At 55.7% G+C, this 14,726-nt stretch carries 12 protein-coding genes and 3 tRNA genes; 11 read left to right on the top strand and 4 right to left on the bottom strand.

Annotated features, from left to right (window positions below):
* The first annotated feature begins 7 nt into the window (after positions 1–7).
* The 8 genes from tolR to CRO33_RS05390 all read left to right on the top strand — a co-directional run bounded on the left by tolR (position 8) and on the right by CRO33_RS05390 (position 5,011).
* A complete protein-coding gene (gene tolR, locus CRO33_RS05425) occupies positions 8–436 on the top strand; it encodes a colicin uptake protein TolR (protein ID WP_034829164.1) in 429 nt (142 codons plus the stop codon).
* Positions 437–461: 25 nt separating this feature from the next.
* The gene (gene tolA, locus CRO33_RS05420) at positions 462–1,724 is read left to right on the top strand and encodes a cell envelope integrity protein TolA (protein WP_097117412.1); all 1,263 of its coding nucleotides are present in this window, start codon (positions 462–464) and stop codon (positions 1,722–1,724) included.
* Positions 1,725–1,839: 115 nt separating this feature from the next.
* The gene (gene tolB / locus CRO33_RS05415) at positions 1,840–3,135 is read left to right on the top strand and encodes a Tol-Pal system beta propeller repeat protein TolB (RefSeq protein WP_097117411.1); all 1,296 of its coding nucleotides are present in this window, start codon (positions 1,840–1,842) and stop codon (positions 3,133–3,135) included.
* A gap of 64 nt (positions 3,136–3,199) precedes the next feature.
* Entirely contained in the window at positions 3,200–3,715 is a 516-nt protein-coding gene (pal, locus tag CRO33_RS05410; RefSeq protein ID WP_034829168.1) for a peptidoglycan-associated lipoprotein Pal, read from the top strand.
* A 9-nt stretch (positions 3,716–3,724) separates the two neighbouring features.
* Positions 3,725–4,534 (top strand): cell division protein CpoB, encoded by an 810-nt coding sequence (cpoB, locus tag CRO33_RS05405; RefSeq protein ID WP_058962357.1) that lies wholly within the window; start codon positions 3,725–3,727, stop codon positions 4,532–4,534.
* A gap of 165 nt (positions 4,535–4,699) precedes the next feature.
* Positions 4,700–4,775, top strand: a tRNA-Lys gene (locus CRO33_RS05400).
* A 52-nt stretch (positions 4,776–4,827) separates the two neighbouring features.
* Positions 4,828–4,903, top strand: a tRNA-Lys gene (locus CRO33_RS05395).
* 32 nt (positions 4,904–4,935) lie between these two features.
* Positions 4,936–5,011 (top strand) — tRNA-Lys (locus CRO33_RS05390).
* Between the two features lie 783 nt (positions 5,012–5,794).
* On the opposite strand, the gene CRO33_RS05385 is transcribed toward CRO33_RS05390, so the two are convergent.
* The gene (locus tag CRO33_RS05385; protein WP_097117410.1) at positions 5,795–7,276 is read right to left on the bottom strand and encodes an AlkA N-terminal domain-containing protein; all 1,482 of its coding nucleotides are present in this window, start codon (positions 7,274–7,276) and stop codon (positions 5,795–5,797) included.
* A 352-nt stretch (positions 7,277–7,628) separates the two neighbouring features.
* Here CRO33_RS05385 and CRO33_RS05380 point away from each other — a divergent pair, with 352 nt between their 5' ends.
* The 3 genes from CRO33_RS05380 to pnuC all read left to right on the top strand — a co-directional run bounded on the left by CRO33_RS05380 (position 7,629) and on the right by pnuC (position 10,071).
* Positions 7,629–8,126: a methylated-DNA--[protein]-cysteine S-methyltransferase gene (locus CRO33_RS05380; protein WP_097117409.1), complete on the top strand. Its 498-nt coding sequence runs from the start codon at positions 7,629–7,631 to the stop codon at positions 8,124–8,126.
* A 135-nt stretch (positions 8,127–8,261) separates the two neighbouring features.
* Positions 8,262–9,323: a quinolinate synthase NadA gene (nadA, locus tag CRO33_RS05375; protein WP_097117408.1), complete on the top strand. Its 1,062-nt coding sequence runs from the start codon at positions 8,262–8,264 to the stop codon at positions 9,321–9,323.
* 25 nt (positions 9,324–9,348) lie between these two features.
* Positions 9,349–10,071 (top strand): nicotinamide riboside transporter PnuC, encoded by a 723-nt coding sequence (pnuC, locus tag CRO33_RS05370; RefSeq protein ID WP_097117407.1) that lies wholly within the window; start codon positions 9,349–9,351, stop codon positions 10,069–10,071.
* Here pnuC and zitB read toward each other — a convergent pair.
* Genes zitB through CRO33_RS05355 form a run of 3 tightly spaced genes read right to left on the bottom strand, consistent with a single transcriptional unit; the run spans position 10,065 to position 14,651 of the window.
* Positions 10,065–11,030 (bottom strand): CDF family zinc transporter ZitB, encoded by a 966-nt coding sequence (gene zitB / locus CRO33_RS05365; RefSeq protein ID WP_097117406.1) that lies wholly within the window; start codon positions 11,028–11,030, stop codon positions 10,065–10,067. The genes pnuC and zitB overlap by 7 nt on opposite strands.
* Positions 10,999–14,085 carry an ATP-binding protein gene (locus tag CRO33_RS05360; RefSeq protein ID WP_097117405.1) on the bottom strand — a complete coding sequence of 1,029 codons (3,087 nt, stop codon included), beginning with the start codon at positions 14,083–14,085 and terminating at the stop codon, positions 10,999–11,001. The genes zitB and CRO33_RS05360 overlap by 32 nt, the downstream gene beginning before the upstream one ends.
* Positions 14,067–14,651 carry a response regulator transcription factor gene (locus CRO33_RS05355; protein ID WP_097117404.1) on the bottom strand — a complete coding sequence of 195 codons (585 nt, stop codon included), beginning with the start codon at positions 14,649–14,651 and terminating at the stop codon, positions 14,067–14,069. Before CRO33_RS05355 ends, CRO33_RS05360 begins: the two co-directional genes overlap by 19 nt.
* Between the last annotated feature and the right edge of the window lie 75 nt (positions 14,652–14,726).

Below are 14,726 nucleotides of genomic sequence, written 5' to 3'. Positions count from 1 at the left end.
GTTAACGATGGCCAGAACCCGTGGTCGCGGGCGCCGCGACCTTAAGTCGGAAATCAACATAGTTCCACTGCTGGACGTACTGTTGGTGTTGCTGCTCATCTTTATGGCAACTGCGCCGATTATTACGCAAAGCGTGGAAGTGGACCTGCCTGATGCGACCGACTCGAAAACGGTCTCAACGGATGATAATCCCCCGGTCATTGTTGAAGTGGCTGGCGTCGGGCAATACAGCCTGGTAGTGGATCACGATCGTATGACGCAGCTGCCGCCGGAACAGGTGGTAAGCGAAGCACAGCGCCGCATTGAAGCCAATCCGAAGACGGTATTCCTGATTGGTGGCGCGAAGGATGTGCCTTACGACGAAATCATCAAGGCGTTGAACCTGTTACATCAGGCAGGCGTGAAATCTGTCGGTTTGATGACACAGCCGATTTAAAGCGAACCGTTTTTGGGATCCGAGAGTGTCGAAGGTAACCGAGCAGAACGACAAGTTAAAACGCGCGATAATCATTTCGGTGATTCTGCACATCGTGCTGATCGCCCTGCTGATCTGGAGCTCGTTTAACGAAAAGATCGAATCCAGCGGCGGTGGCGGCGGCAGTGACATTGATGCCGTGATGGTCGATTCCGGCGCGGTGGTTGAACAGTACAACCGCCAGCAGAATCAGCAACGCGACAGCCAGCGTGCCGAGCAGCAGCGTCAGAAACAGTCGCAGCAGCAGGCCGAAGAGTTACAGCAGAAGCAAGCCGCTGAGCAGCAGCGTCTGAAAGAGCTGGAAAAAGAGCGTTTGCAGGCGCAGCAGGAAGCCAAAGAGCAGGCCAAACAGCAAGCTGAGCAACAGAAAGCCGCTGAAGCGGCCGCGAAGCAGGCGCAGGATCAGCAGAAAGCTGCAGAAGCGGCTGCCGCAAAAGCTAAGGCCGACGCCAAAGCTGAAGCGGATGCGCAAGCTAAAGCGGCGGCAGATGCCAAAGCCAAAGCGGTAGAAGAGGCGAAGCAGGCTGCAGCGGACGCGAAGAAGAAAGCGGACGAACAGGCCAAAGCAGCGGCTGCTGAAGCGGCGAAAGAGAAAGCGGTAGAGCAAGCCAAAGCCGCCGCCGAAGCGAAAGCGCAAGCTGCCGTAGAGGCCAAAGCGCAGGCTGCAGCTGATGCGAAGGCGAAAGCCGCTCAGGAAGCCAAAGAGGCTAAAGAGCAAGCTGCCGCAGAAGCAAAAGAGAAAGCCGCTGAGGCAGCGAAAGAGAAAGCGGCTGCCGATGCGAAAGCGAAAGCTGATGCAGCAGCCAAAGCGAAAGCAGCCGCAGATGCTAAAAAGAAAGCCGCTTCTGAAGCTGCCAAGAATGAAAGTGATGTTGATGACCTGTTAGGTGGTCTCTCGTCCGGTAAGAATGCACCGAAAAGTGGCACGGCTTCTGGCGGTGCGGCAGGGCAGGGGAATCAGAAGAAAGCGGGTGCATCAGGCGCTGAGATTAACTCTTACATGGGACAGGTCGTTGGTGCGATTCAAAGTCGCTTCTACGATGCGGATACCTTTAAGGGTAAAGAGTGTAATCTGCGTATTAAATTGGCACCTGACGGTTTGCTGATTGATGTCAAAGCAGAAGGTGGCGACCCGGCATTGTGCCAGGCCGCAATCACCGCCGCGAAGCAGGCTCGAATTCCTAAGCCGCCATCGCAAGCGGTGTATGAAGTGTTTAAAAACGCCCCAATGCGTTTCAAACCGGAATAATGCAGTAACTCACGGCAGGTTGAACTAAGGTTAGCTTGCCGTAATTTATGAACACTCGTGTTTTTCAGGAACTGTGCGAATTATCGTGGACTCAGGTTCAGATAAGGGAGAAAAGATGAAGCAGGCACTTCGTGTAACCTTAGGTTTTTTTGTACTGCTGTGGGCAGCCATGCTGCACGCAGAAGTGCGCATTGAAATTACGCAGGGCGTGAACACCGCACGTCCAATTGGTGTGGTGCCGTTCAAATGGGCTGGCCCAGGCGCGGCGCCAGAAGACATTGGCGGCATCGTCGCGGCTGACTTGCGCAACAGCGGTAAATTCAACCCGCTGGATCGTTCACGTCTGCCACAGCAGCCCGCCAGCGCGCAGGAAGTTCAACCTGCTGCCTGGAGCGCATTGGGTATTGATGCGGTTGTCGTGGGTCAGGTCACGCCGAACCCAGATGGTAGCTACCAGATTGCTTACCAGCTGGTGGACACCGGCGGCGCACCTGGAACAGTCCTGGCGCAGAACTCTTATAAAGTCACTAAGCAATGGCTGCGTTATGCAGGCCACACCGCCAGTGATGAAGTGTTTGAGAAGCTGACCGGTATCAAAGGCGCATTCCGTACGCGTATCGCGTATGTGGTGCAAACCAACGGCGGCCAGTTCCCGTATGAACTGCGCGTATCTGACTACGATGGCTACAACCAGTTTACCGTGCACCGTTCACCAGAACCGTTGATGTCACCAGCATGGTCTCCAGACGGCAGCAAAGTGGCCTACGTGACCTTTGAAAGTGGTAAGTCGGCGTTAGTGGTACAAACGCTGGCAAACGGTGCCATCCGTCAGGTGGCTTCTTACCCGCGCCATAACGGTGCACCGGCCTTCTCGCCGGATGGTTCAAAACTGGCGTTCGCGCTGTCTAAAACTGGCAGCCTGAACTTGTACGTGATGGATCTGGCCTCAGGTCAGACGCGTCAGGTGACCGACGGTCGCTACAACAGCACCGAACCGACCTGGTTCCCGGATAGCCAGACACTGGCCTATACCTCGGATCAGGCAGGTGCGCCTCAGATTTATAAAGTGGGTATCAACGGCGGTGCGCCACAACGTATTACCTGGGAAGGTTCTCAGAACCAGGATGCGGATGTGTCAACTGACGGCAAAACCATGGTGATGATCAGCAGCGCCGGTGGCGCTCAGCATGTCGCCAAACAGGATCTGGTAACGGGAGCCGTTCAAACAATAACGGACACGTTCCTGGATGAGACGCCAAGTCTGGCGCCTAACGGCACGATGGTAATCTATAGCTCTACTCAGGGGATGGGTTCCGTGTTGCAGTTGGTTTCAACAGATGGGCGTTTCAAAGCGCGTCTTCCGGCAACTGATGGACAGGTCAAATTCCCTGCCTGGTCGCCGTATCTGTAATGCATGAGTCCCCTGCATAGCGGGGGATGACAATGTATAGCAAACAAAATAATAGGATAAAGAAATGCAACTGAACAAAGTGCTGAAGGGTTTGATGCTGGCTCTGCCGGTAATCGCGGTAGCTGCATGTAGCTCGCACAAAAACAACAACAACGACCAGACTGGTATGGGCGCAGACAACGGCGCTTACGGTGCTGGCCAGAACGGTAACATGTCTTCTGATGAGCAAGCGCGTCTGCAGATGCAGCAGCTGCAGCAGAACAACATCGTTTACTTCGGTCTGGACAAGTATGACGTGGCTTCTGACTATGCTCAGATGCTGGATCAGCACGCAGCATTCCTGCGCGGCAACCCGTCTTACAAAGTCACCATCGAAGGTCACGCGGATGAGCGCGGTACCCCAGAGTACAACATCGCCCTGGGCGAACGTCGTGCTAGCGCAGTGAAAATGTACCTGCAGGGTAAAGGCGTTTCTGCTGACCAGATGTCTATCGTTTCTTACGGTAAAGAAAAACCAGCTGTACTGGGTCATGACGAAGCGGCTTACGCTAAAAACCGTCGTGCCGTACTGGTTTACTAAGAGCATTACATGATGAGTAACTTCAGACTTCATTTATTGAGTCTGTCGTTACTGGTTGGCGTAGCGGCCCCCTGGGCCGCTAATGCCCAGGCGTCAATCAGTAGCGTTGGCTCAGGCTCGGTCGAAGACCGTGTCACCAATCTTGAACGTATCTCCAATGCCCAGGCTCAGCTTCTGCAGCAGTTGCAGCAGCAGATGAGTGACAACCAAAGCGATATCGATTCGCTGCGCGGCCAAATCCAGCAGAACAGCTATCAACTTAATCAGGTGATTGAGCGCCAGAAGCAGCTCTATCAGCAGATCGATACGTTGAGCAGCGGTAATGCGGGGGCACAGGCGAGCGGTGGCGGTGATGCCGCAGCGGCGGGCGCAGGTGCAGCAGCGGGAAACGCTGATGCAGGTGGTAGCAATGCCAGTGGAAGTTCCGCTGCCCCTGCACAAACCGGCGATGCGAATACCGATTACAATGCGGCAGTTGCGCTGATTCTTGAGAAGAAACAGTTCGATCAGGCCATCACGGCCCTGCAGGCGTGGGTGAAGAAGTATCCTGACTCCACCTACCAGCCCAATGCCAATTACTGGCTCGGTCAGTTGTATTACAACAAGGGCAAGAAAGATGATGCCGCTTATTATTTTGCCACTGTGGTAAAGAATTACGCGAAATCGCCGAAAGCCCCGGAAGCGCTGTTTAAGGTTGGCGTGATCATGCAAGAGAAGAACGATACGGCGAAAGCCAAAGCGGTCTATCAACAAGTGATCAAACAATTCCCGACCAGCGAATCTGCCAAGCTGGCGCAAAAGCGTCTGGCTGGGATGTAATTCGTGCAGCAGAGACCGGATTTCGTATGATTTCTGGTCTTGCAGCATGAAAGGTAAGCAATTGAGTGATTTGGTGATAAATAAGGGTTGCGCCCTCCCGCTAAATCAGTAATATATGCCGCCGTTGCCCGGGCAGTTTAACAAAGCGTCCGGCAGCCTGAAGATGGGTCGTTAGCTCAGTTGGTAGAGCAGTTGACTTTTAATCAATTGGTCGCAGGTTCGAATCCTGCACGACCCACCATCTTAACCTGCTGTATGTTAGATGTTTTCTTCAGAAGCTTCACAACCTTGATGGGTCGTTAGCTCAGTTGGTAGAGCAGTTGACTTTTAATCAATTGGTCGCAGGTTCGAATCCTGCACGACCCACCATCAAGTTTAAAGTTGTAAGCCGCTCCTCGAGCGGGTCGTTAGCTCAGTTGGTAGAGCAGTTGACTTTTAATCAATTGGTCGCAGGTTCGAATCCTGCACGACCCACCACTATGTAGAAAGGCGCCCTAAAGGCGCCTTTTTGCTTTTCTGCGTTTCTCAAATCTTCACTTCTCAAAAATTTTAGCTGAACTTGCTATGAGTCCGAAGTGTCAGTCTTTCTTTCCGTGTGGGCGGATGGTAAAGGAGTCTCATTCAGAACTAAAATTTGGTGGGATTGCTGTGAGCCTGTGCGTCAGCCCGTCAAGGCGGGACGGATCGCGAAGGAATCTCACATCCCTGTGGATCGGCCTCGCCATCCATGGCTCGGACGCTTCGCTCTTCCGCTCCCGCCTTGCCGGACTTGTGTGGCTTAGGTTATGCTTTTAAAAAACGCAGAGATGTGCCATGAAGGCGGCAATAAGGGGCTGTGGAGTAAAGCTTGTGGCGCAGGGATGCGCCACCAGAGCCTACAGGGATGTATTCACGGCGTCTTTACGTAACCGCCCCTTATTGCTGACTGAAACGCACTGTCGTTGTTTTGCTTGTGGCTTGAGTGTGAAATCAATAGCCCGAACCATGGCTCGGACGCTTCGCTCTTCCGTTCCCGCCTTGCCGGACTTATGTGGCTTTGGTTAATGCTTTTTAAAAACCGCAGAGATGTGCCATGAAGGCGGCAATAAGGGGCGATGGAGTAAAGCTTGTGGCGCAGGGATGCGCCACCAGAGCCTACAGGGATGTATTCACGGCGTCTTTACGCAACCGCCCCTTATTGCTGACTGAAACGCACTGTCTTTGTTTTGCAGGTGACTGGAGTGTACAAGCGATGATCCCATTGCCGAAAAGAAGGCCCAGTCATGCCTTTTTCTCTTTCTCAGCCGATTTATCAGGCGTCAAACTCTTCCAGATATGCAGCACCGCATAGCTGCGCCACGGGCGCCAAACCTGCGATAACTGCTCTGCCACTTTGGCACTCACCCCACCGAGGTTATTACGAATCGCAATATCCTCCTTAGGGAACGCATCCGGCCAGCGCAGGGCGCGCATGGCGATATAACTCGCCGTCCATGGCCCTACACCTTTCAATGCCAGCAGCTGCTGCTGAACCACGTCAGGATTCACTGCGCCATTAAAGCGCAGCGCACCGGAGGCACACGCCTGTGCCAGCGCCTGAATCGCCTGCGAGCGAGCGCTCACAATACCGAGGCTGGCAATATCATCAATGGTTGCGCTAGCGAGGGATTCCGCTGTCGGTGGCAGGCGAGAAAGTTCCGGCCATGGTGTCACTAATGGCTCGCCAAACCGCTGCGCCACACGACTGCTCAAGGTGGTCGCAGCCTTAACCGTCACCTGCTGACCAAGAATTGCGCGCACCCCCAACTCAAAGCCGTCAAACGCCCCAGGAACGCGTAACCCAGGATAACGTGCCAGACTCTCAGCTAACAACGGATCCTGGCTTAGCTGCTCGCTGATGCGCTGTGGTTGGGCATCGAGATCAAACAGGTCGCGCAGGCGACGCAGAAGGGCAGGCAAAACCGGCGTTAAGGTGGTAGTGAACTGCACCTTGAGCGCATGCTTCTCCGGCAAATGGCTGACGCGTACCCAGCCCCGACAGTTCCCCAGCGCCACGGTGCGATGATAAGCACCTTCACTGACCCACTCGGCCTCTTTCATCACGCGCTGCTGAAGAAAATCCAGAATGGCATCCCAGTCATAAGGGGGGCGATAACTCAGACGCAATTCCGCGCTCTCTTGTACGGTGGTCACGCTCTCCGGCTGACTCTGCTTGCGCAGGCGCGAAGGCGTCATACGGTAACGAGTCTGAAATACATCATTAAAGCGGCGCAAACTGCGAAAGCCGCTGGCGTAGGCGATTTCGGTAACGGGCAACGAAGTCTCCGTCAAGAGTTGCTTCGCCAGCAGCATGCGCCGCGTTTGGCGCAACTCCAATGGTGACACGCCCAACTCCTGCTGGATCACGCGGCGAAGCTGGCGCTCACTCAGGTTAAACTCGCCGGCGATGTCGGCCAGTGTCTCTTGCTCTTCCAGCAAGCCCTCTTCGATGCGACGAATCAAGCGATCGGCGATGCGGTGATGACTATCGACCGGTGCGAAGCCCGGCGCTAACTCAGGACGGCAGCGCAGGCAGGGCCTGAAATGTGCTTTTTCGGCGGCTTCAGCGCTGCCAAAAAACAGGCAGTTCTTCTGCATCGGCGCTTTCACCGGGCAAATGGGCCGACAGTAAATGCCGGTTGAGGTCACGCCGACAAAGAACACGCCGTCGAAGCGACTGTCGCGCGAGGTCAGCGCCTGGTATGCAATCTCGGGATCAAACATCATCGTCTCCAGCTAATAAACCGCATATACCTTCCAGAATTCAAAGCTCAGAAGCGTTGGTTGCGCTCGTTCCCCTGAATCACTGACTTAAGTCAGCTCAGAGAGAGGATGAACTTCCTGAAGAAGGTTCCCCCTTCGGAGCAGCACAAGCGCGGTTCAAATCGACTGTTCGATGAGTCTCTCGTTTGCCGCCTTCTTGCGCCTTGCATTATTTTGGGTATCGTCGCGCAAGTGGCAAAGCAAAACTCGCTGCTTTCGGACAGCTAACCAGTTTATGCTCATGACCGAAAACAGCCAGTTTATCGCGGCAGAAGTGCGATAATGACACACTGATTTATGCCGGAGGTGCCTTATGTATCATGCCAAAATCATTCCCACGCCAGTTGGTGAGCTGACGTTGATTGCGACCGATAACGGGTTATCAGCTATTCTGTGGGAAAACGAAGGCTCGCAACGCGTGCCGCTGAAACCCATCAGCCGTAACGATCAGCATCCGATTCTGTGTGAGGCGGAGCGCCAGCTGCGTGAATACTTCGCCGGAGAGCGTCAGCAGTTCGACATGCCTTACGACACGGTCGGCACTGAATTCCAGAAAAAAGTCTGGCAAGCGCTGCTCACCATTCCGTTTGGTGAAACCCGTAGCTATCAGCAAATCGCGGAACAGATCGGCAACCCGAAAGCCATGCGCGCGGTGGGGGCGGCCAACGGTAAAAATCCTCTGTCGATCATGGCGCCCTGCCATCGGGTTGTTGGCAGCAACGGTAAGCTCACTGGCTTCGCAGGCGGTCTGGCGGTCAAAGCGTTCTTGCTGGAACTGGAAAACCCGCAGAAATCGTTAGGTGGCTTGTAAACCGCATAAAAAAGAGACGACACTCTCGCGCAATTCCGCTATCGTGTTTAGCATATAAAACACGATAGCGGTTTTGATGCCGCATCATCGCTGTAACAGGCGATTTTGTTAAATTGAGAAAACGAGAGCCGTGTCATGAGTCTGATGTTCGATCCTGAAAGCGCGATTTATCCCTTTCCGCCGAAACCGGCGCGTCTCAGCCAGGATGAAAAATCCCACTACATCTCTGAAATCAAACGCTTATTAAAAGAGCGCGATGCGGTGCTGGTCGCGCATTACTACACCGATCCTGAAATTCAGGCGCTGGCGGAAGAGACCGGCGGCTGCGTCTCGGACTCACTGGAAATGGCGCGCTTCGGCAGCACCCATCCGGCAAAAACGCTGCTGGTGGCGGGCGTGCGTTTTATGGGCGAAACCGCCAAAATTCTCAGCCCGGAAAAAACCGTGTTGATGCCGACGCTGCATGCAGAGTGTTCACTCGATCTTGGCTGCCCCATTGAGGAGTTCAATCGCTTCTGTGATGAACATCCGGACCGTACGGTGGTGGTGTACGCCAACACCTCAGCCGCGGTGAAAGCGCGCGCAGATTGGGTTGTCACCTCCAGTATTGCGGTTGAGCTGATTGAACATCTCGACAGCCTTGGTGAGAAAATTATCTGGGCACCGGATCGCCATCTGGGCCGTTACGTCACCCAACAGACCAAAGCGGACGTGCTGTGCTGGCAGGGCGCGTGCATCGTGCATGACGAGTTCAAAACTCAGGCCCTGCAGCGCATGAAAACGCTCTATCCGGAGGCCGCGATCCTCGTACATCCGGAATCCCCACAGGCGATCGTCGATCTGGCGGATGCTGTCGGCTCCACCAGCCAGCTGATTCAGGCGGCGAAAAACCTGCCGCATCCGCAAATGATCGTTGCCACCGATCGCGGCATCTTCTACAAGATGCAGCAGGCGGTGCCGGACAAAGAACTGCTGGAAGCGCCGACGGCAGGTGAGGGCGCGACCTGTCGCAGCTGCGCGCACTGTCCGTGGATGGCGATGAATGGCCTGAAAGCCATTGCCGAAGGGCTGGAGCACGGCGGCAGCGAGCATGAAATCCATGTCGATGATGCGCTGCGCGAAGCCGCATTGATACCGCTTAACCGCATGCTAGACTTTGCAGCACAACTCAAACTCAAGGTGAAAGGGAACGCGTAAGGCGGCTTTCATACAGGTGCAGATCATGGACTTCTTCAGCACACAAAATATTTTGGTTCACATTCCTATTGGCGTGGGTGGCTACGACCTGTCATGGATCGAGGCGGTGGGCACCATTGCGGGTCTGCTGTGTATCTGGCTCGCCAGCCAGGAAAAGATCATCAACTACTTCTTCGGGCTGATTAACGTCACCTTGTTTGCGGTGATCTTCTTCCAGATTCAGCTGTATGCCAGCTTACTGCTGCAGCTGTTCTTCTTTGTCGCCAATGTTTACGGCTGGTACGCGTGGAGTCGACAAAACACCGCCAATGAAGCCGCACTGAAAATTCGCTGGTTGCCGTTGCCGAAGGCGCTTGGTTGGGGCGCAGCGTGCGTCATCGCCATTGCGCTGATGACGCTATATATCGATCCGGTGTTCGCGTTTCTGACTCAAACCGCCGTGGGCATCATGCAGGGCCTTGGCCTGAACGTGACGATGCCGCAACTGCAGCCGGATGCCTTCCCGTTCTGGGATTCCTGCATGATGGTGCTGTCGATTGTGGCGATGATTCTGATGACGCGGAAATATGTCGAGAACTGGCTGCTGTGGGGGGTGATCAACGTAATTAGTGTGATGATCTTTGCGCGTCAGGGCGTGTATGCGATGTCGCTGGAATACGCGATTCTGACGTTGATCGCGCTTAACGGTTCCCGCTTGTGGATGCAAAGTGCGCGCGAACACGGGTCGCGCGCGCTGTCGAATCAGTGATGGTGATGGGCGTGACCATCCAGCGTGAGATGTTCATGTGAGTGATGATGCGAGCTCTGCTCCGCGCAGAGTTCGCAATCATGACCGGTACATGGCTGGTACTCCATCTGCACAGTGGCGTGCGCAATCTGATAGTGCTCATGCAAATACTGATGAATACGCACCAGCAGCCCGTCGTGATCGTAAGGTGGGATCACCTGCACATGTAATGTCAGCACCGGCTTCTCTCCCACCTGCCACACATGCACATGATGCACATTGCGCACTTCCGCGATGTTGCGTGTCAGCTCGCGTGCCAGTTTATCCACGTTAATCCCGCTCGGCGCGCCTTCCAGCAGCTCATGCAGACTTTCCCGCAGCAACGACCACGCACTGCGTACCACCAATAGCGAAACCAGCAGTGAGAGAATCGGATCGATCGGCGTCCAGCCGGTCAGCATGATAATGATAGCGGCAACAATCGCGCCAACGGAGCCGAGCAGATCGCCCAACACATGCAGTGCTGCCGCACGTACGTTGAGATTTTTTTCTTCACTGCCACGATGTAACAGCCAGAAAGAGAGCAAATTAGCCAGCAAACCGGCAATCGCAATCCCCAGCATTAATCCGCCAGCAACCGGCTGAGGTTGATAGAAACGGCGCAGCGCTTCCCAGACAATCAGTGCCGTAATCACCAGCAGCGCGATGGCATTCACAAAGGCGGCAAGTGTGGTGAGGCGCAGTAAGCCAAAGGTGTGGCGGGCGCTGGGTTTGCGCTGAGCAAACTGCACGGCCAGCAGCGCCATCAACAGCGCGGCGGCGTCAGTGAGCATATGTCCGGCATCCGCCAGCAGCGCCAGCGAACCCGATACCACGCCACCAATCACTTCGGCAATCATAAACAGCGCGGTGACGCCAAACGCCGCCGCCAGACGCGTACGATTGCCGTTATGCGCGCCGTGAGAATGAGTGTGTGCCATAACTTTCCAGTTGTTCCAGTAACCTGTTCATTAATGATATCAGTAAATTGAGGGCATCATCGTCCAGACGCTGCTGTTTTGCCTGATCGGTGAGCTGCTGACAGTATTCGGCAATCTCATCCATGCCGAGCAACAGCCAGCTGCCTTTCATGCGGTGTGCGGCACGCTCGACAGCGGGCCAGTCATGCTCGACGCTGGCCGCCAGTAGCGCATCGCGATCCTGCTGCAGCGTGCGTTGCAGTGTCTGGCAAATGCGCGGGATAAAGGCCTCATTGTGCTGGGCCAGAATCATTAAACTGTCGGGCAGCTGTCGGAGAGGATCGCGCACCGTGCGTGCCAGCAGAGCCGCGAGATCATCCAGCTCAATCGGTTTCAACAACAGCGCTTCGTCTTCTTGCAACGCTACCTTCAGCAATTGCACGTCGGCGGAGCAGAGTACGCGCAGTGCCGGTTTGCTGCGTCGCTGCTGGCGGCGGCGTAAAATGCGCAGCAGTGTTAATCCATCCGGACGCGGCATCATCTGGTCAATCAACAGCACATCAAACGGCTGAAGCGCATCGGCGCGCAACAGGCTGCGCCCCTCTTCGAATACCTGCGCCGTGATAGCGAATCGAGCCAGCTGCTGCTGCAAGACCAACAGATTGGTGGGATGGTCATCAACAATCGCCACGCGCAGATGCGGATAGCGTGGCCAGTCAGCAGGGCGCTCGGTGGGCGCATCTTCACAGATATCGAGCGGTAATCGCACCTCCACCGTAGTGCCTTTATCCGGTTCGGATGTCAGCGTCAGCTCACCGCCCATACGTTGCACTATCTCACGGCAGATAAACAACCCCAGGCCGCTGCCCTGCACGGCGTGGCTTTTGCCCGACGGTGCCTGATACCAGGGTTCAAACAGCTGCGCTTGTTCGCTGAGTGGAATACCGCTGCCGCTGTCGGCGACCGTTAACTGAATCTGATCGGTGACGGCGAGCGACAGCCTGACTTCACCCTGGCGCGTGAATTTCAGCGCGTTGGCCACCAGATTGTTCACCACCTGCTGCAGGCGATCGCCATCCAGCATCACGCGCGTCGGCAAGGGCGTGAGCTCCTCAACCAACAACACCGGACCGGATTCGCGCATCAAAGGGTGATAGAACTGCAGCTGTTGCTGCAGCCAATCTGCCAGATGGAGCGGATGCGGTGCCAGGCGAAAACTCTGATTTTCAATGCGTGCATGGTCTTGCAGATCGTTCAGTAGCGCCATCAGCGAGCGCGCACTGCTGTGCATCAGTGTCAAACGCTCGCTAGGATGCTGCTGCTGTTCGAGTTCCAGCAGGCCGAGAATCGCCTGCATTGGCGTGCGCAATTCGTGGCTGGCAGTGGCAAGGAACTGGCTTTTGGCGGCGTTAGCGCGCTCTGCTTGTTCACGCTGCAGGCGATCGCGCCGCTGTTGCAGGTAGCGGCGCAGCAGCAGCACTAACAGCAGCAAAATGATCATCCCGGCCGCCATCAAAATCATCAGCGGCACATTGCGCATCGCCATAGTGGTGCCTGGCTGGGGCGGCTGCGACCAGTTAATGCGCATCTGATTAAGCGTATCCGCTGGGATTTGCTGCAGTGCATGATCCAGCAACCCCTGGAGTTGCGGCTGATCCTGGCTTACCTGAGGTGCCAGCGGCCAGGCAACATCGCTGGCGGCAAAGGCTAAATGGATACGATTATCCGCGTGGCTGGCCATGCGCCAGCGTGCAGACAGGACATTATCTACCAGTGCATCAATCTGACCGCTGTTCAGGGCTTGCCAGAGCTGGGCACGGTCATCGAACAGTTGGGGCGTGATGTTCTCAGGCAGCAGCCGTTGCGCCAGATCGGCGCGCAGTACGCCCACTCGCTGATGTTGCAGGGATTGCCAGCTCATCGGCTGCTGCGTATTAAGCGTGTAAATCCCCCAAATCGCGCGCCACACTGGCAATGTGTTGCTGCTGGTATCGTCGCCGTTCAGGGGTTGTAGCAAATTCAGCATCACCTTATGTTGCTGCATCAGCGTCTGCGCCTGTTGGGGATTGCTCACCCAGCGCGGTGTGAAACGCAGCCCGGTGCTTTGGCTTAACGCATTAAGCAGATCAATACCAAAGCCGCGCGCATTGCCGTTGCCATCGCGATAGCTCCAGGGGGCATTATCCACTTCTGCGGCATAAGGAATCTCGCTCTGTGCGGCCAGCCATTGCTTCTCAGCAGCCGACAGCATCAGCGTTTGCGTATCCTGATAACGCAGCAAAGGCGGGCTCCAGCGCTGTTGCACGCGATTACTGAACTCCGCGGGCAGCAGGCGCAGCTGGGTATTGAGCCAGTGGATCAGCGTGGGATCGCGTGCCAGTGCGCGTAGCGACAGTTCACCCGCCCCCGGATCGGCGGTGATCTGATAAATCTGTCCCTGCTGCAGCTGATTCAGCAGAAAGCCAGCGCTGGTTTCATCCGCCACCAGATAGTCACTCTGCTGATTGAGCAGCGCATACAGCGCCTGCAAATCGCCCGGCAGGCTGTGCCAGCGATGGTTTTGCACAAAGGCATCAGGCAGCTGCGCCAGTGTGGCTTGCGCGATGGTGAGCTGGGCGTTTTCACTGTTGAACATCACCGCGCGTTGATTATCACGATTGCGGTAAATGCGGATCGGGCTGTTAACCCAGCTGTCGCTGACCAGGATGTTTTCCGGCAGCTGTGCATGTTCGTTGCTCAATACGAAATCGACCTCACCACGCTCCAGTGCCGCCAGCTGCTGCGAACGAGCGGCGTAACTTTGCAGGCTAAAGCGCGTGCCGGTGAGTTGGCTCAGCGCGCTAAGGTAATCGGCATCAATCCCCCAGATACGATCGCCAATGCGCATCGCCCAGGGCGCGCTGTTTTGCGCCGGGACGGCAACGCGTAAGGTCGGTTGCGGCCATGGCTCGACATGCGGTGCGGGCATCATGGCGGGGAGCATGACGCTGCTGGCGGGCTGTAAGTCGGCGCGAGCCGTTAAGCTGATCAACAGCAGACACAGCCACAAGATGACTTTCACTGTTGGGCTTTCCACAGTTCGGCCAGCTCCACCACCGACTGCACGCCGGTTTTCTCCAGAATGTTTTTCTTGTGGGTGCTGACGGTTTTATTGCTGATATGCAGCTGCTCGCCAATCTGCAAATTAGACAGCCCGCGCACCAGCAGCGCGACAATTTGCTGTTCTTTCTCGGTGAGCGGCAGCTCGATTCGCTCGGGCAGCGGTGGAAACGCTTGCTGACCGCCAAGCACCGCCAGAATCGCACTCAGCAATTGCGCCATGCTCTGGCTCTTTACCACATAGCCCGCCGCACCGAGCGACACGGCACTCAGCAAAGTGTGGCGACTCTGCTGTGCGGAATAGATCAACACCGGGCAATTTGGATCACGGGCGCGCAAACGGCGCAATAATTCGAGGCCATCGCTATCCGGCAAGCCGATATCGAGCACGATGAGATCAAATTGATGCTGCTGTAAAAGCTGGCGTGCTTCAGCTTCAGTCGCGGCGGCGTGCAGTTTTACCGGGATAGGGGAGTGAACACAGGCCGCTTCCAGCGCGACTTCAACTAACGGATGGTCATCAATAAGCAGCAGTGAAGCCATGAAACAGTTCCTCTGAAATTCATGGATTCAGCATAGCGGAAAAGCACCAGCGGAAATACAAAGGGAGAGCCGAAG

The organism is Pantoea sp. GL120224-02 (genome assembly GCF_900215395.1).
GTDB classification, from domain to species: domain Bacteria; phylum Pseudomonadota; class Gammaproteobacteria; order Enterobacterales; family Enterobacteriaceae; genus Pantoea; species Pantoea communis.
The sequence above is the reverse complement of the archived record's forward strand: the minus strand, read 5'-3'. Positions and strand labels throughout refer to the sequence as shown.

Coding starts and splice junctions, on each gene's coding strand:
- nadA (WP_097117408.1), top strand. CDS start 8,262: ATGAGTCTGATGTTCGATCCTGAAAGCGCGATTTATCCCTTTCCGCCG.
- zitB (WP_097117406.1), bottom strand. CDS start 11,030: ATGGCACACACTCATTCTCACGGCGCGCATAACGGCAATCGTACGCGT.
- cpoB (WP_058962357.1), top strand. CDS start 3,725: ATGATGAGTAACTTCAGACTTCATTTATTGAGTCTGTCGTTACTGGTT.
- tolB (WP_097117411.1), top strand. CDS start 1,840: ATGAAGCAGGCACTTCGTGTAACCTTAGGTTTTTTTGTACTGCTGTGG.
- tolR (WP_034829164.1), top strand. CDS start 8: ATGGCCAGAACCCGTGGTCGCGGGCGCCGCGACCTTAAGTCGGAAATC.
- pnuC (WP_097117407.1), top strand. CDS start 9,349: ATGGACTTCTTCAGCACACAAAATATTTTGGTTCACATTCCTATTGGC.
- pal (WP_034829168.1), top strand. CDS start 3,200: ATGCAACTGAACAAAGTGCTGAAGGGTTTGATGCTGGCTCTGCCGGTA.
- CRO33_RS05380 (WP_097117409.1), top strand. CDS start 7,629: ATGTATCATGCCAAAATCATTCCCACGCCAGTTGGTGAGCTGACGTTG.
- CRO33_RS05355 (WP_097117404.1), bottom strand. CDS start 14,651: ATGGCTTCACTGCTGCTTATTGATGACCATCCGTTAGTTGAAGTCGCG.
- CRO33_RS05385 (WP_097117410.1), bottom strand. CDS start 7,276: ATGTTTGATCCCGAGATTGCATACCAGGCGCTGACCTCGCGCGACAGT.